The sequence below is a fragment of the Kribbella sp. NBC_01484 genome (assembly GCF_036227145.1).
Taxonomy (GTDB): Bacteria; Actinomycetota; Actinomycetes; order Propionibacteriales; family Kribbellaceae; genus Kribbella.
In genome coordinates, this window is the sequence record NZ_CP109437.1 from 5872622 (window position 1) to 5888718 (window position 16097).

A 16097-nucleotide genomic window follows, 5' to 3' on the forward strand; every position below is an offset into this window, starting at 1 on the left:
CAGGCGGGGGTGGAACAGCACGTGCCTCATCACGCACCAGAGGCGGACATTAGCGCTGGAGGAGGTCCACCGGAAGCGGACCTCCTCCTCGCGTTATGACTTTGTGGCAGAACTCCCGGTCGGACCCGGTCAGCGGGCCGAGTAGTGAGACTGCACTTGCGCCGGAGTGAGCGCGTAGGGATAGACCGCGGCCTCGTCGATTCCCATTCCGGTCTGCGTCGCTCCGCCACCCGGCCAGGTGTTGGTGTTGTCGTACCCGACGCGCCACCAGCCGTAGTACACCGACGCCGGTCCGACCAGGGCACTGCCGGCGAGCGCGCCGTCGACGTACAACTTCATCGCGCCGTTGTCGTAGGTGCCGGCGACGTGATGCCACAGCCCGTCGTTCGTGCCCGAGATGCTGGTCAGGGTGCGCTGGGTGCCGTCGTTCACGCCGAAGACGATCGAGCCGTTGGTGCGCATGTAGAGCATCCGGTCGCCGCCACCGCCGCTGTTCCCGGTCTTCGAGTTGCCGAAGCCGATGATCCGGCCGCCACGGTTGACGCCGCTCTGCTTGACCCACGCCTCGACCGTGAACTGCTGCGGCATGCTGTACGCCTTCTCGCCGACCATCCGGCCCGAGGTCGAGCTGATCGTCATGGCCGTGTTGCCGGCGACGGCGCCCGCAGTGCCCAGTGTGACGCCGGTGAAGGTGCCGTTGTTGCTCTGACCCGAGGCGTCGACGGAGGCCGTCGTACCGGCCGCTTCACCGAGGCGCCAGTACGCCTGCGGGCCGTCCGCGTTGAGGATCTGGTCGTACGCCGTCGACGCCGTGGTGGCGACCGTGATCGGGTCGGAGTAGTTGCCGCGGACCGTCGTACTGCCGTCGGTCACCTCGACCCGGTAGTTCGTCACCTCACCCGGGACCGCGGTGGAATCGGTGAAGTGCAGCCAGGGCCGGTCCCAGGGCTTCGAGGCGGCGGTCCAGGTCGCGATCGTGGTGTTGCTGAAGCCCTTGAGCAGCCGGTAGGTCAGCGTGCTGTCGTCGTTGTCGAGCACGGTCGGGAAGTTGATCTGCACCACGCCCGGCTGGACGCTGTAGGGAAGCAGCTTGGCCGGCTTGGCCGGAGCCGCACCCGGGGCCGCGTTCGTGAAGTGGGTCAGGCCCTGCTGGGCCACGTCGTTCACGTGCAGGAAGTCGCCGCCGACCCACAGGTCGTTGCCACCGGTCGCGAAGGCCAGCGGGCCGACGTTGGTGACGCTGTTCGGGTCGGCGTCGGTGTTCGGGAACCATGGGCCGAGCGACCCGTCGGTCAGCTTCTCGCTCAACAGGAAGCGGTAGTCGAAGCCCTGCGGGAAGCCGCCCGCACCCTGGTTGGCGCAGTCGTGGGCGTGCGAGCCCTTGTAGAGCCAGCCGTTGACAACCTTGACCGCCTCGGTGGCGCCCAGGCACTGGTTCTTCCACTTCAGCGTGTTCGTCGCGATGTCGACCGCCCAGGTGCCGTCGAAGCAGCCGCCGCCGTCACCGCCGTTGCCGAAGTACACGGTGTCGCCGCTCGCGTCGATCGACTTCACCCGCGTGGTGCAGGAGCCGTTCGGCGGCGGGACGGCGGACGCGCCCGGGAACGGCAGTACGCCGCCGGTCGCCGGGTCGAGGCTGGTCACGGTGTTCTGGTTGGTGCCGTTGACGGTACTGAACTGGCCACCGGCGTACACCTTGGAGGCGTCGTCGGCGACATCCACGGCGTACACGTCGCCGTTCACCGCGGGTGCCCAGGGCAACAGGGTGCCGACATCCGCGGTGACGGCCGCGAGCCGGAGCCGGTCCAGGCCGTTCACCAGCCCGAACGAGCCGCCGAAGTAGACCGTCGTACCGGAGACGGCGATCGACTTCACCCGGAAGGACACCGAGGGCTTCCAGTTCGCGACCAGAGCGCCGGTGGCGGTATCGAAGGCGGCGATCCGGTTCCGGGTCTGGCCGTTCACGGTGGTGAAGTCACCGCCGACGAAGATCCGCGAGCCGTCCGCGGTGGCGGCCACCGCGTAGACCTGACCGTTCAGGACCGGGTTGAACGAGCTGACCAGCGCCCCCGTGGAGGCGTCGAAGGCGGCCAGGTACGCCTGGCCGACCTCGCCGGTCCCGGCCGCCGCACCCGGCGGGCGGACGCTGGTGAACCGGCCGCCGGCGTACGCCTTCCCGGCCGCGACCGCGATGCCCTGCACGCTGCCGTTGGTCTGCCAGCTCGGACCGGCGGTCGCCGCGAGCGAGGCCTCGGTGCTCTGCGCCGGCGGCGCGAGCACGAAGACCAGTGCCCCGGCGATCAGAGCGCCCACGACCCCCAGACGCGCGAACGTCCATCTCTTCTTCATCCTGCGATGTCCCCCCTCGGACACACGGGCGCCACCCACGGCGCCGTAGACAGTTCTCACCTGCCCCCGAGAACTCTGAGGAAGAGAGTAGGGCACAGCACGAGATGCTGTGTCCACACCGCCCCGGTGTGCCTATATCCTGGGGCGCTGGCGCGAGGGAGTGAGGTATCGGATGGAACCGGGCACAGTGGTCTGGCGGGAGACCGCCCAGTCACTGCTACGGCAGAAGTGGCTGATCATGGGCTGCATCCTGCTCGGATTGGTCGGCGCCTCCGTGTTCGCGCTCTCCCAGACGGAGCGATGGACAGCCTCGAGCCAGCTGGTGATCGGTCCGGCCGTGCCGCCGGCCTTGGTCGGGAAGCTGTCGACCAGCTCGGACAAGACCGGTCCGCTCGGCATGGACCTGCCGGCCGAGACCCAGGCGCGGGTGATGGCCAGCCCGACACTGCTGCGCGCCGTGGTGAAGTCGCTGGGGATGCCGGACAACGACCAGACCCTCCAGAGCCTCGCCGCGGTGACCCGGGTGAAGGCGGTCACCGACAACGCCTACCTGGTCACCACCGACGGCCCGACCGCGGCGAAGGCGGTCGAGCGGGCCAATGCGATCTCGACCATCTACCTCAAGCAGCGCAACGACGAGGCCAAGGCACTGCTGACCAACGTGGCCGGGCAGGCGGGGGACCGATCGAAGACCGCAACCCAGCAGTCGCGCAGCCTGACCACCCGGATCGACGAGGCGGTCCAGCGCGGGGACAACCAGACCGCCGCCGCACTGCGGGACCAGCAGGTCGGATTGACCACCGAGGCCCGCCAGGCGGCGGACGACGCGGCGGCGATGCTCAAGGCGTTGAACGCCGTGGGCGCCGGCAGCGAGCTCGTCACCCCGGCCACCACGGATACCGCGAGCTCCTCGCCGATGGTTGCCCGCGACATCCTCGTCGGCGGCATCCTCGGCCTGGTGCTGGGCTTCGGACTCGCACTGCTCCGGTCGCACCTGACGCCGTACATCCTGACCCGTGACCAGGCGGCGCGCGCCGCGAGCTCGCCGGTCATCGCGGCTTCCGAGGGGCACCGCCGCCGGTTCTGGCACCGGGCCGCTCCCGAACTACCGCAGTACGAGATCACTGCTCTGGGCGCCGAGGCGAGCGGGGCGCTGGCTCGCCGGGAGCTGAACCCGCGGGCCTTCGCCGGTGGCGGCCCGGGCGCGTTGCTGGTGGTCTCGGCCTCGCCCACGCCGAACTCGGCGGGTATCGCGCTGGCGATGGCCGAGGCGAACGCTCGCGACGGTCGCGAGACCCTGCTGGTCCTGGCGGACATCGAGGGTCCGCCGGTGCTGCCGCATCTGACCGGGCACGAAGGGCTGACCGACCTGGTGATGGAGCCGGCGGCGACGCGGGCGATCCGGGCGCGGAAGCTGTTCCGGCCGGGGACGGTCGCGGACCTGTATGTGCTGCCGCCCGGGTTGAACCACGAGGAGACGGCGGAGGCCGTTGGCCCGTCGCTGGTGCCGGGCATCGTGGCGGATCTGCCGCCTGGGTACTCCGTGGTGATCCACGGACCGGCGTCGGTCGGGCGGCACGGGATCACGCCGCTGGCGGCCGCCGTCGACGCGTCGGTGCTCGTGGTGCAGGTCGGCCTCGACAAGGAGATGGATGTCGCGCGGCTCACCGGTGCTCTGCAGTTCGCGGGTGCTCCGGTGCTGGGCGTCGTACTGATCGGGGCCTCGTCGCAGGACGAGACGCTGGGGATCCCGCTGAACTACAAGCCACTCGACTCGGCTGTCGCGCCGATGCGCTGACGATGCGATCCACGACGACGTACCGCGGTGGCACCGGGCTGGCGCCACCGGTGCCGGGGACGGTCGCGGGGCAGATCGAGAAACCGGCCTGGTTCTGGCTGATGCTGTGGTGCCTGTTCGTCCTCGGCGTCCAGCCGTGGTCGTCGCGGGTCGCCGCGCCGCAGGGTACGACGGGCTCGACGAACAGCGTGATGAAGGGGTTGTTGCTGGGGGCCATCTTCCTGATCGCCCTGGCCGCGACCAAGCCGGGTTTCCGGACCCGGGTCAATCCGGCCGGCAGCATGTACGTGATGTACGTGCTGTTCGCCTGCGCCACCGCGTTCCTGCTGGCGGAGCCACTCGGGCCGTTGACGCGGCTGGCGCGGTTCCTGATCGGGCTGGTGCTGGTGTTCCTGCTCTGGCGGCCGCTGGTGCAGGTCCCGGAGCGGCTGATCCGGGCGCATCTGTGGGCCCATCTGTTGCTGGCGGCAACGGTCGTGCTGAGCCTGGCGTACGCGCCGTCGCAGGCCTGGCGGCCGTTGCGATCGCTCGGCACCGGGTACCGCCTGCAGGGTGTGATCATCCCGATGCTGCCGCCGCGGGTGGGTGAGGTCGGCGCGATCCTGCTCGGGCTGGCGCTGATCGGGTTGCTCTGCCGGAAGCTCTCGCTGCTCCCGGCGGGTGCGTTGATCGGGCTGGGCGGCGTACTGATCGCGGCGAGCCGGACCCGGACGTCGGCGGCGGCGGTTGCCTTCGGGCTGGTGATCGCGCTGGTCATCACCCGCAAGACCTGGGCCGGCCGGATCGCCAGTCTGGCAGTGCCTGGGCTGCTCGGGATCGCGTTCCTGACCATCGGGTCGTTGCACACCTGGTTGTTGCGTGGGCAGGGGACGCAGCAGATCAGTTCGCTGAGCGGGCGGACCACGAGCTGGCAGGCGGTGCTGGACGAGAAGGTGTCCATCCAGACCGCGATCATCGGTCACGGGCTCGGCAACAAACGGGTGCTGCTGCGCCGCGGCGAGGGCGACATCGACGTGATGGCGATCGACAACAGCTGGCTCGGCCTCTACTGGGAGACCGGCCTGCTCGCCGTCATCATCGTCGGGTTGGCGCTGGTCCTGGCCTGGATCTCGGTCCTCCGCGCGCCGACGCCGTACATCCGCGCCTGCGGGGCCCTCCTGCTCGGCTACGTCACGGTCGCCTCCCTCAACGAAAGCGGCCTCTCCGACCTCAGCTCCATGACCCTGCACCTACTGGTAGCCGCGGCCGTCTGCGATGCAGACCGAATACGCCACCGATCCAGAGCTCTAACTACTTACTGAGTCCTGGTCGAAGCCTGATTGCTGCCATTGGTCCCAGGTCATGGTTTTGCCGCGGTAGGCGAAGCGGTCCGGCGTCCCCGCGAGCTGGTAGCTGTTGCGGCGGAAGGTGACGGCGCCGGGTTTGGTGGGGGAGCCTTTGTTCTCGACGACGCCGGTGGTGGCGGTGGCGCTCAGGACGACCAGGTTGCCTTCGATGAGGACGTTGGACAGGACGTAGGTGCCGCGCGGGCCGTCGCCCCGGGTGCGGGACTGCAGCGAGATGCCGTTGCGGTTGGCCTTGACCAGGTTGCCGCGGACCTGCACGTCGGAGGACGTGTTGACGTTGATGCCGCCGCCGTCCCACAGGGTTCCGCCGGAGCCCCGGCCGGTGCCGAAGCCGTTGTTCTCGACCACGTTCTGGTCGATCACCGCCTGGTAGCTGATCTCGTACCGGATCCCGTCGGCCGCGTTGTCCCGGATCCGGTTCCCGGTGATCCGCCGGTCGTACTCCGCGATGTCGCTCCACATCCCGATCCCGCGGTTCGCCACGATGTCGTTGCCCGACACCTCGCCCGACGACCGGGTCGACTTGATCCCGCCGGACTCCCAGTCCGCGATCCAGAACCCGTCGGTGTTGTTCCGGGTGACCAGGTTCGCGGTGATGCGTACGCCGGCCGACTTGTACTGCCCGATCCCGAGCTGCCCGTTGTCCGCGACCGTGTTCCGGCTCACCTCGGCGCCGTCGCCCTCGATCACCATGATCCCGACCGCGTGGTTCCAGCGGAGCTCGTTCGCGCTCACCTTCCACCCGCGACCGACCTGCAACGCACCACCCTGCGGCCGGCTCGCGAAGTGCTCGATGGTCAGCCCGGTCACCGTGACGTCGTCCGCCGACTTCTCGATCGCGGTCTGCGTGCGCGATAGCTCGACCTCACGGCCGTCCGGGTCGTCCCCGACGTACACGGCATTCGCCTCGTAGTCCCCGAAGAACGTGCCCGGCGTCAGCTGATTCAGGCTCATCACGCGGGTCAGATGCTTGCCGTCGACGAACACCTGCTCACCGAGCTGACACGGCTTGGTCTTGTTGTCCTCACACTGCCCCTTGAGCGGGTACGCCGCCGGCAGGACCCCACGCACCACCCACGCATCTCCGGCCCGCGTCCACCCGCTCAGCCGCACGGATCCCGTGAGTACGACGCCCGCGCCGCCACCCAACGTGTCACCGGTGCGCGGCCGGATCGCCTTGCTGATCCGATGCACACCCTTGGCGAAGCAGAACACGCTGCCCTCGGGGGAGGGGTCGATCACCGTCTGCGGATCCGTGCCGACGGGGATCGCGATTCCCCGGCAGGCCTTCGCCGTACCAGGACCTGTCGGTCCGAGCGCCGCGGCGGCCGCGGCAGGCGGACCCGTTGGCACGGTCACCGTGGACGTAGCCGACGGAGCCGACTCCGGCGGCTTGCCGGTACTCCCGGAGTCAGAGCAGCCCGCGAGCACCAACACCAGCACGGCACCACCCACCGCGACACCACGACGCCTCATCCACGTCCCTTCACCCACCCCCGGCGAACAGATCTGCGAGAGACTACCCGCCACAAGGTCGAGCGTTCACCAGAGCCCCACCCCACCTGCGCACGCGTCCCACGCCGCCGCGCGACCGAGGTCCACCCAGCCGACCGCCGTGGGCTGGACCAGGAACTGGGGGCCTTGGACAGGTTATTGCGGCTCTTCTGCTGGATGTGTTGGCGAAGTGAGCGAGGTCGGCACCCACCCACCCCTTCGGATACCGCAGCTGTACCGTACCGCCTGGCTGCGCTGGGCGTGCCAGCTCGACAGGTGGTGTCGGTCCTGGGGTGCTGGTCGGGCGAGGCATTCACGCCTTGCCCCGGCCGGCCAGGTCGCGGCCAGGACTGACACCTCCTAATGAGAGTTACCGGGTCGCCGTCGGGCAGACTCGGGGCTGGTAAGCCGCCGGTGGGTGAGCACTTGTACCTCCTGGACCGTTTGAGTCCTGTCGACAGATCGTGCCCCTGCCGGTGACCGGGAGATTTGATCGCTGATGGGATGTCGTGCCCGGCCCTTGGTGTGGTTGGGGGGCGTGAGCACTGCTTCATTAGGTCGCTGATGGTTCTCCCGACCGGCTTGCTGGTGGTGTGGATGGCGTCGAGAGTGTGGGAGATCGGTGTTGAGGTTCTTTGTGGGAGATGACTGGGCCGAGGCGCATCACGATGTGGAGGTGATGGACCCGGCGGGGCGGGTGCTGGCCAAGGCGCGGTTGCCCGAGGGGGTGGCGGGGATGGCGCGGTTGCATGCGCTGGTGGCCGAGCAGTTCGGTGCGGCTGATCCTGACGAGGTCGAGGTGGTGGTCGGGATCGAGACCGATCGGGGCCCGTGGGTGGCCGCGCTGGTGGCCGCGGGGTACCTGGTGTTCGCGGTGAACCCGTTGCAGGCCTCGCAGTACCGCAAACGGCACGCGGTGTCGGGTGCCAAGAGCGACGCGGCCGACGCGCATGTGCTGGCCGACATGGTCCGCACCGACTCCCACCAGCTGCGCCCGGTGGCCGGTGACAGCGCCGAGGCCGAGGCGATCAAGGTCGTCACCCGGATGCACAAGACCCTGATCTGGGAACGGACCCGGACCACGCAGCGGTTGCGGCACGCGCTGCGCGAGTACTTCCCGGCCGCGCTGGAAGCCTTCGAGGACCTGGACGCCGCCGACACCCTCGAGCTGCTGACCAAGGCCCCCGACCCGGCCGCGGCGGCCCGGCTGACCACCGCCCAGATCACCGCGGCGCTGAAACGGGCCCGTCGCCGCAGCATCGCCGACAAGGCCGCGGCGATCCAGGCGGCGCTGCGCGCCGAGCACCTCGGCCAGCCCGCCGTGGTCACCGCCGCCTACGCCGCCTCGACCCGCGCACTGGTCGCGGTCCTGGCCGTCCTCAACGAGCAGGTCACCGGCCTGCAAGGGCAGGTGGAGGCCCATTTTGGCCGGCACCCGGCCGCTGAGATCATCTTGTCCCAGCCCGGGCTGGGACCGATCCTCGGCGCCCGGGTGCTCGCAGAATTCGGCGACGACCCCGACCGCTACGCATCGGCCAAAGCCCGCAAGAACTACGCCGCGACCAGCCCGATCACCCGCGCCTCGGGCAAGAAGAAAGTCGCCCTGGCCCGCTACGTCCACAACGACCGGCTCATCGACGCCCTCATGAGCCAAGCCTTCGCCGCACTCAACGCCTCGCCCGGAGCCCGCGCCTACTACGACAAACAACGAGCCCGCGGAGCCGACCACAACCCCGCCCTACGCCAACTCGCCAACCGACTCGTCGGCATCCTCCACGGCTGCCTCAAAACCAACACCCACTACAACGAAACAACCGCCTGGACCCACCCCACCCAAACCCTCGCAGCTTGACACCCAAACTCCTGGGATGTCTGTCGAGCTGACACACTCCCAGCCACATCCCCCGCAAGCCACCGTCGGCACCCGACCAGCCCGCACCCGACCAGCCCGCACCCGACCGGCCCGCACCGGCGGGCAGGTGCGGTGGCTGGACGGGTTCGTCGTGCCGGCGGTGGGACCGGTGGCGATCACCGGGAACTGGGACACGATCTGGGTGCCTCGGACAGGCTGTGTGGTGTCCGAGGTCCCCTGTACCTGTCCGAGCTCGCGGCAATCGCGCCCATCAACACTCCGGGCGGCGCAAGCATTTCGGGACTCCGGCGTCTGGGCGTCTGGATGCTGCCGGCCGGATGCCGGGAACCGGGGGGCAGCGACTGGACCATGGGCTTTCTCAAGTCACCGGATCCGGGTCCGCCCACCGACCTCGACACGGCAGGCCGGCCACCACCCACACATCGAGCAGAAGAGCCGCTATTTTGTCCGCGGCAGCCAGGAGGTGCCCTCACCGCACGCACACTCGCAGGTGCCGCGGTGGGCGCGTTAGCCGAGGTAGGTGTCGCGGGCGAGGTTGTAGGCGAGGTCCTGCGCGACCTGCAGAGCGTCGTCCTCGTCGAGGCGGTGCTGCACGACCAGGTTGGCCAGGTAGCCGGCGTCGATCCGCCGGGCCAGGTCGTGCCGGGCCGGGATCGAGAGGAAGGCACGGGTGTCGTCGACGAAGCCGGAGGTGTTGTAGAAGCCGGCGGTCTCGGTGACGAGCTCGCGGAAGCGGCGCATCCCGTCCGGGCTGTCCAGGAACCACCACGGCGCGCCGAGCCGCACGGCCGGATACACGCCGGCCAGCGGCGCGAGCTCCCGCGAGTACACCGTCTCGTCCACCGTGAACAGCACGATCCGGAAACCGGCAGCGTGCCCGAACCGCTCGAGCAACGGCCGCAGCGACCGAGTGAACTCCGTCGCCACCGGGATGTCGTGCCCCTGGTCCGGCCCGTACGTCGCGTGGATCGCCGGATCGTGATCCCGCAGGACGCCCGGATGCAACTGCATCACCAGGCCGTCCTCGGCCGACATCACCGCCGACTGGTACAGCATGTGCCCAGCGAACGCCGCCGCCTCCTCGGCTGACACGTCGCCCTTCAGCGCGCTCGCGTAGATCCGCGCCGCGTCCCCATCGGACAGCGGTACGGCGGCCGCACTCAGATGCCCGTGGTCAGTCGCCCGCGCGCCCGCCGCGACAAAGGCCTGCCGCCGCTGTCGGATCGCCTGCAGGTAACCGTCGTACGTCGAGGTGTCGACCTCGGCCAGCGCGCCCAGTTGCTCTGCCAGCCCGGGCCAGCCGGGCCGATCCAGATGGACGACGGCATCCGGCCGGAAGGTCGGGATCACCCGGCCGGGCAGGTCCGCCGCCAGCTTGGCGTGCTGGGCGAGGTCGTCCGTCGCGGCGTCCGTGGTGGAGATCAGCTCGATCCCGAACCGGTCGAGGAGCGCCCGGGGCCGGAACTCCGGCTCGGCGAGCCGCGCGGAGATCTGGTCGTACAGTTCGTCCGCGGTCTGGGCCGACGGATGCGTGGTGACGCCGAGGACCTCGGCGAACTCGTGCTCAAGCCAGTACCGGCTCGGGGTCCCGAGGAAGAGGTGCCAGTTCGCGCAGAACTCCCGCCAGATCTCGCGCGGGTCGGCCGTCTTCCTGCCGTCGCGGCGCGGAAGTCCGAGGCGGTCGGGGGAGATGCCTTGGGAGATCAGCATCCGGGTGACGTAGTGGTCCGGCACGACCAGCAGTTCGGCCGGGTCGCCGAACGGCGCGTCGGTCGCGAACAGGCTGATGTCGACGTGCCCGTGCAGGCACAGCAGCGGCAGGTCCTTCGTCGACGCGTGGATCCGGCGGGCGACGGCACGGGCCTCGCCGGCGGGCAGGGCGCGGTCCGGATGAGGCTGCAGGGCCTTCGGCATGGGTCCTCCGGTTCACAGGGGCTGCAACGAACTCTGCAAAGGATTGCAGTGCTCTCATGTCCGCACAAGTACTTGTCCACAAGGCGAATTGGGCAGGCCGCAGAGCACGCAGCGTGAGAGCTTGACACGACACTGCAACCGATTGCAGACTGCCGTGGAGCATCAGCCCCTCGCTTCGCGAGGAGGGTGAGAGAAGAGCCGCCTTCGGCGTACCCGGAGGGTGCGCGGTCGGCGAACTGCGCCCGGGGTGGTTGACCTGAGGAGGTGACCATGCCGGCGACGATCCGGGATGTGGCGCGGCTAGCGGGTGTGTCGGCGTCCACCGTGTCCCGGGCGATCTCGATGCCGGGGATGGTCAACGCCGCGACCCGGGCCCGGGTGGCCGCCGCGGTCGAGCAGCTCGGCTACCTGCCGAACCGCGCCGCGCGCGGTCTGATCACCGGCCGGACCGGCACGATCGGCCTGGTCGTGCCCGATCTCGCCAACCCGTTCTTCGCCAGCCTGACCAAGGGCGTGCAAGCCCGCGCCCGCCGGTCCGACGTCGCCGTCTTCGTCGCGGACACCGACGAGGACGCGGTCGCCGAGGTCGGCCTCGTCCGTGCGCTGTCCAAACAGGTCGACGGAGTGGTCCTCTGCTCGCCCCGGGCAAGTGACGCCGAGCTGTCCGCGATCGCCCAGGACACCAACGTCGTCCTGGTCAACCGCGCAGCCGAGGGCATCCCCGGCATCACGTACGACAACGAGGAAGGCATGCGCCAGGCCGTCGCCCATCTGGTCGCGCTCGGCCATCGCCGGATCGCCTGGGTCGGTGGACCGGTCAAGTCCTGGTCGACCCAGCATCGCGGTCTCGGCCTGCGCAACGCGGTCGAGGAGCACGGCGCCACACTGACCCCGGTCGGCAACTTCGCACCGACGTACGAAGGTGGCATCGCCGCGGCGGATCAGGTCGTCGCCACGGGCGCCACCGCGGTCATCACCTACAACGACCTGGTCGCGATCGGATTGCTGGCCCGCTTGCACGCCCGGGGCATCTCGGTGCCCGGCGATCTGAGTGTCGTCGGAGTCGACGACATCGCGATGTCCCGGATGGCCCGGCCGGCTTTGACCACGGTCCGGCTGCGGAAACAGGAGGCCGGCCGAATCGCGGTCGAGCTTCTGCTGACCCTGCTCGACGACCCGGACGGCTCCGTCGACACCCGTGGCACCCTGCACGGCGAACTCGTCGTCCGCGACTCCACCGGCCCCGCGCCTGGTTCCTGATCCGCCTGGTGATCAATCCCGGTCAGTTCGCCGGGTCCGCCCCTGATCCAAGGAGATATCCCGATGCCCGTCCAGCGCAGAATCGGCACGATCGTCGTCGCCGGCCTGCTCACCGCAACTCGTCGCGTGCGGCGCCCCCACCACCAACAAGCCGGCCGCCGAGAGCACCGGCGACGTACCGGACGAGCCGTCGAAGGCAGTGACGCTGAACATCCTCGACGTGGCCGGCAACCTGCAGCTGACCCAGCCGATGATCGACGACTTCGTCCAGCAGCACCACGACGTGATCTCCAAGGTCACCTATTCGAAGGCGCCGGCGCCCGAGCTGTCCGGCAAGATCAAGGCCCAGCAGAACGCGAACCGGGTCGACATCGACCTGGTACTCACTGGCACCGACGGTCTCGCGGCCGGCCAGGAGCAGGGGCTGTGGATCGACCTGCTGTCGAAGTACGCCGGCCGGATCCCTGGCATGAAGGACTACCTGCCGCCCGCACAGAAGATGCAGGAGCTGGCCGGCAACAGCGGCGTCACCGTCACCTATTACCCGTCCGGGCCGCTGCTCGAGTACCTACCGGCCAAGGTCCCCGCGCCGCCGCGCAGCGCCGACGAGCTGCTCGCCTACGCCAAGGCCAACAAGGGCAAGGTCATGTACGCGCGCCCAGCGAACTCCGGTCCCGGCCGCACCTTCCTGATGGGCCTGCCGTACATCCTCGGCGACAAGGACCCGAAGGACCCGGTCAACGGCTGGGACAAGACCTGGGCCTACCTGAAGGAGCTCAACCAGTACGTCGACTTCTACCCGTCCGGGACGGCGGACACCATGAAGGCCCTGGCCAACGGCTCGGCCAACGTCATCGCGAGTACGACGGGCTGGGACATCAACCCGCGCGTCCTCGGCACGGTTCCGAAGGAGGCCGCGGTCACCCCGCTGAAGGGCTTCCACTGGGTCACCGACGCGCACTACGCCGTCGTACCGAAGGGGGTCTCGACCGACAAGCAGGCCGCGATCCTGCAGCTGCTGCAATTCATGCTCACGCCGGACCAGCAGGCGAAGGCGTACGACAAGGGCTACTTCTACCCCGGTCCGGCGATCAAGGGTGTCGACCTGTCGAAGGCGCCGCAGGAGAGCCAGGACGCGATCATGGAGTACGGGCGCCCGGAGTACGAGAAGCTGATTGCCGACAATCCGACCGAGGTGCCGCTCGACGCGAAGAGCCTGGTCGCGGCGTCCGACCAGTGGGACCGCGAGGTCGGCGGCAGCAAGGTGAAGAAGCCGTGAGTAGCTTGGGCCAACTCCGGCTGGAGGGCGTCGGCCGCCGGTTCGGTACGGCGGACGCCGTGGCCGATCTCGATCTGACCATCGAGCAGGGCGAGTTCATCGCGCTGCTCGGCCCGTCCGGCTGTGGCAGGTCGACCGCGCTGAACTGCCTGGCCGGCCTGCTCCCGCTCACCACGGGCACGATCCACCAGGACGATCAGCGGATCGACACGCTGCCGCCGGAGAAGCGCGGCTTCGGCATGGTCTTCCAGAACTACACGCTCTTCCCGCACCTGACCGTGCGCGACAACATCGCCTTCGGTCTGCGGATGCGTCACATCCCGAAGGACGAGGTACGGCGCCGGACCACGGCCGCGATCGAGATGGTCCGACTGACCGATCACGCGAGCAAGCTGCCCGGCCAACTGTCGGGTGGCCAGCAGCAGCGTGTCGCGATCGCCCGGGCGACCGTCCTCGAGCCGTCGCTCGTGCTGATGGACGAGCCGCTGAGCAACCTGGACGCCAAGCTCCGGCTGGAGATGCGGACCGAGATCCGCCGCATGCACCAGTCGCTCGGGCTGACCACGGTCTACGTCACGCACGACCAGGAGGAGGCGCTCAGCATGGCCGACCGCCTGGTCGTGATGCGCCAGGGCCGGGTGCAACAGATCGGTACGCCGGAGGAGGTCCACACCAAGCCGTCCACCTGGCACGTGGCCGACTTCATGGGCTACCGCAACCTGCTGCCGTTGAAGGCCGCGGACGTGACCGATGGCGAGGTGACGATCGAGTTCGGCGGTACGACGATGGTCGGCGCGGCGCAGGGTGTCGTCGCAGCGGGAGACGATGTGATCGCCGCCGTACGACCGGAGGACGTGAAGCTCGGCGGCGAGGGCCTGAAGGGTCTGGTCGAGGTGGTCGAGTACCAAGGCCGTGAACGTGCGGTCGAGGTGGTGCTCGAGGACGACGTTCGGCTGCACCTTCGCACCGAGCAGCAGGTCGGTGCCGGTGAGCAGGTAGCCCTGGCGGTCACACCCGGACGACTCCTGGTCTACCCGTCATGAGCGGGACCTGGCAGCACCGCCTGGCCGAGCGCGGCGTCGACAGGCGGCTCTGGTTGTTGCTCCCGGCCACGATCTTCGTGCTGCTGCTGTTCGTCTATCCGTTCCTCTACGGGCTGAGCCTGTCGTTCCAGCCGCTGAACGGTGGCGGCGTCCTCGCCAACTACGACAAGTTCTTCGGCGACGCGTATCAGCGCGACACAATCATGACCACGCTGAAGATCGCCCTGCCCGCGGCCCTGCTGAACGTGCTCGCCGCGGTGCCGATCGCCTTCCGGATGCGGGGGCGCTTCCGCGCCAAACGGCTGCTCACGACGGTGCTCGTCGTACCGATCACGCTGGGGACCGTGCTGACCGCGCAGGGGTTGCTGAACTTCCTCGGCCCGACCGGCTGGTTCAACCGGGTGCTGCTGGGCCTGCACATTGTTGACAATCCGATCCGCCTGACGAACAACTACTGGGGCGTGTTCTTCTCGCTCGTCATCACCGGGTTCCCGTTCGCGTTCCTGCTCGTGCTGTCGTACCTGAGCGGCATCGACCCGACCCTCGATCGAGCCGCGGCGACCCTGGGCGCGTCCAAGGCGCAGCGGTTCCGCCGGATCACGCTGCCGTTGCTGGCGCCCGGGTTGGCGACGACGTTTCTGCTGACGTTCGTGCTGGCGTTCTCGGTCTTCCCGTCGGCCGTGCTGGTCGGCAATCCGGCCGGCTCGACCCGGGTGATCTCGCTCGCCGCGTACCAGGCGGCGTACGAGCAGTACGACTACGCGTACGCGTCGGCGATCGCGATGATCATGGGTGCGGTCGAGCTCATCGTCGTGGCGATCGTGCTGCTGTGGCGATCGCGGCTCTACACCGGATCGACAGGAGGCAAGGGATGAGCGTCCAGGCGGAGACGGCGAGGCGCGCGGTGCGCACCACACCCCTGGGCTGGGTCATCTGGGCCGTGGTGGCGTTCTTCTTCGTCAACCTGGCCGGCGTGGTCGGATCGGTGCTGGTCAGCTCGTTCGGCACGCGATGGTTCGACACCTGGGTGCCCAGCGGCTTCACCACCCACTGGTACGGCGATGCGTGGCGCGAGTTCGGTCTGTTGCACGTCATCTCCGTGACCCTGCTCGCCTCGGCGCTGGTCGTCGTACTGGCGGTCGTGATCGGCGCGCCGGCGGCGTACGTGCTGGCCCGGAAGAGCTTCCCCGGCAAGCGGCTGGTGTACCTGACGTTCCTGCTGCCGATCCTGATGCCGCCGATCACGTACGGCATCCCGCTCGCGACCGTGCTGTACAAGTTCGGCTTCGCGGGCCACCTGTCCGGCGTCGTCCTGGCGAACCTGGTGCCGTCGGTGCCGTTCGTGATCCTGACCATGACGCCGTTCATCGAGCAGGTCGATCCGCGGATCGAGGACGCCGCCCGGATGCTCGGTGCCGGCACGCGGGCCGTGTTCCTGAAGATCCTCGCGCCGTTGCTCGTCCCCGGCCTGCTGGCCTCGGCGATCCTGGTGCTGGTCCGGACGGTCGGCATGTTCGAGCTGACCTTCCTGACCGCCGGTCCGGACTCGCAGACGCTGGTGGTCGCGCTGTACTACTCGATGTCCGCCGCCGGGATCCGCGCCCAGCAGTCGGTCGATGCGATGGCCGTGATGTACACAGCGATGATGCTGGTATTGCTGGTGGTGGCGCTGCGCTTCGTCAACCCGACCCAACTCGTGGCCCGGGTAAAGGAAGAACCCTCAGAGTGACAGCATCTATTT

11 protein-coding genes are annotated in these 16097 nt (G+C 69.1%); 8 read left to right on the forward strand and 3 right to left on the reverse strand.

Features of this window, described 5'->3' with window-relative positions; all coding sequences use genetic code 11:
* Positions 1-129: 129 nt before the first annotated feature.
* Complete coding sequence (locus OG555_RS28740; RefSeq protein WP_329475668.1) at positions 130-2349, reverse strand: LamG-like jellyroll fold domain-containing protein; 2220 nt, start codon at positions 2347-2349, stop codon at positions 130-132.
* 172 nt (positions 2350-2521) lie between these two features.
* Between OG555_RS28740 and OG555_RS28745 the strand changes: the two genes are divergently transcribed.
* Both OG555_RS28745 and OG555_RS28750 read left to right on the forward strand, forming a co-directional pair.
* Positions 2522-4147: a Wzz/FepE/Etk N-terminal domain-containing protein gene (locus OG555_RS28745; protein ID WP_329475669.1), complete on the forward strand. Its 1626-nt coding sequence runs from the start codon at positions 2522-2524 to the stop codon at positions 4145-4147.
* Between the two features lie 2 nt (positions 4148-4149).
* Complete coding sequence (locus OG555_RS28750) at positions 4150-5448, forward strand: O-antigen ligase family protein (RefSeq protein ID WP_329475670.1); 1299 nt, start codon at positions 4150-4152, stop codon at positions 5446-5448.
* Here the strand turns inward: OG555_RS28750 and OG555_RS28755 are convergent.
* Positions 5434-6969: a right-handed parallel beta-helix repeat-containing protein gene (locus OG555_RS28755; RefSeq protein ID WP_329475671.1), complete on the reverse strand. Its 1536-nt coding sequence runs from the start codon at positions 6967-6969 to the stop codon at positions 5434-5436. The two genes, OG555_RS28750 and OG555_RS28755, sit on opposite strands and share 15 nt — an antisense overlap.
* Before the next feature lie 697 nt (positions 6970-7666).
* Between OG555_RS28755 and OG555_RS28760 the strand changes: the two genes are divergently transcribed.
* Positions 7667-8839, forward strand: a complete 1173-nt coding sequence (locus tag OG555_RS28760; protein ID WP_329484779.1) for an IS110 family transposase — start codon at positions 7667-7669, stop codon at positions 8837-8839.
* Between the two features lie 528 nt (positions 8840-9367).
* Here OG555_RS28760 and uxaC read toward each other — a convergent pair.
* Positions 9368-10774 carry a glucuronate isomerase gene (gene uxaC / locus OG555_RS28765; protein ID WP_329475673.1) on the reverse strand — a complete coding sequence of 469 codons (1407 nt, stop codon included), beginning with the start codon at positions 10772-10774 and terminating at the stop codon, positions 9368-9370.
* A 270-nt stretch (positions 10775-11044) separates the two neighbouring features.
* On the opposite strand from uxaC, the gene OG555_RS28770 reads away from it, so the two are divergent.
* The 5 genes from OG555_RS28770 to OG555_RS28790 all read left to right on the forward strand — a co-directional run bounded on the left by OG555_RS28770 (position 11045) and on the right by OG555_RS28790 (position 16085).
* Positions 11045-12034 (forward strand): LacI family DNA-binding transcriptional regulator, encoded by a 990-nt coding sequence (locus OG555_RS28770; RefSeq protein ID WP_329475674.1) that lies wholly within the window; start codon positions 11045-11047, stop codon positions 12032-12034.
* 199 nt (positions 12035-12233) lie between these two features.
* A complete protein-coding gene (locus OG555_RS28775; RefSeq protein ID WP_329475675.1) occupies positions 12234-13313 on the forward strand; it encodes an ABC transporter substrate-binding protein in 1080 nt (359 codons plus the stop codon).
* Positions 13310-14356: an ABC transporter ATP-binding protein gene (locus tag OG555_RS28780; RefSeq protein WP_329475676.1), complete on the forward strand. Its 1047-nt coding sequence runs from the start codon at positions 13310-13312 to the stop codon at positions 14354-14356. The genes OG555_RS28775 and OG555_RS28780 overlap by 4 nt, the downstream gene beginning before the upstream one ends.
* Positions 14353-15231 carry an ABC transporter permease gene (locus tag OG555_RS28785; protein ID WP_329475677.1) on the forward strand — a complete coding sequence of 293 codons (879 nt, stop codon included), beginning with the start codon at positions 14353-14355 and terminating at the stop codon, positions 15229-15231. The genes OG555_RS28780 and OG555_RS28785 overlap by 4 nt, the downstream gene beginning before the upstream one ends.
* The gene (locus tag OG555_RS28790) at positions 15228-16085 is read left to right on the forward strand and encodes an ABC transporter permease (RefSeq protein ID WP_329475678.1); all 858 of its coding nucleotides are present in this window, start codon (positions 15228-15230) and stop codon (positions 16083-16085) included. The genes OG555_RS28785 and OG555_RS28790 overlap by 4 nt, the downstream gene beginning before the upstream one ends.
* The last annotated feature ends 12 nt before the right edge of the window (positions 16086-16097 follow it).

Coding starts and splice junctions, on each gene's coding strand:
- OG555_RS28770 (WP_329475674.1), top strand. CDS start 11,045: ATGCCGGCGACGATCCGGGATGTGGCGCGGCTAGCGGGTGTGTCGGCG.
- OG555_RS28740 (WP_329475668.1), bottom strand. CDS start 2,349: ATGAAGAAGAGATGGACGTTCGCGCGTCTGGGGGTCGTGGGCGCTCTG.
- OG555_RS28745 (WP_329475669.1), top strand. CDS start 2,522: ATGGAACCGGGCACAGTGGTCTGGCGGGAGACCGCCCAGTCACTGCTA.
- OG555_RS28755 (WP_329475671.1), bottom strand. CDS start 6,969: ATGAGGCGTCGTGGTGTCGCGGTGGGTGGTGCCGTGCTGGTGTTGGTG.
- OG555_RS28790 (WP_329475678.1), top strand. CDS start 15,228: ATGAGCGTCCAGGCGGAGACGGCGAGGCGCGCGGTGCGCACCACACCC.
- OG555_RS28785 (WP_329475677.1), top strand. CDS start 14,353: ATGAGCGGGACCTGGCAGCACCGCCTGGCCGAGCGCGGCGTCGACAGG.
- uxaC (WP_329475673.1), bottom strand. CDS start 10,774: ATGCCGAAGGCCCTGCAGCCTCATCCGGACCGCGCCCTGCCCGCCGGC.
- OG555_RS28750 (WP_329475670.1), top strand. CDS start 4,150: ATGCGATCCACGACGACGTACCGCGGTGGCACCGGGCTGGCGCCACCG.
- OG555_RS28760 (WP_329484779.1), top strand. CDS start 7,667: ATGGACCCGGCGGGGCGGGTGCTGGCCAAGGCGCGGTTGCCCGAGGGG.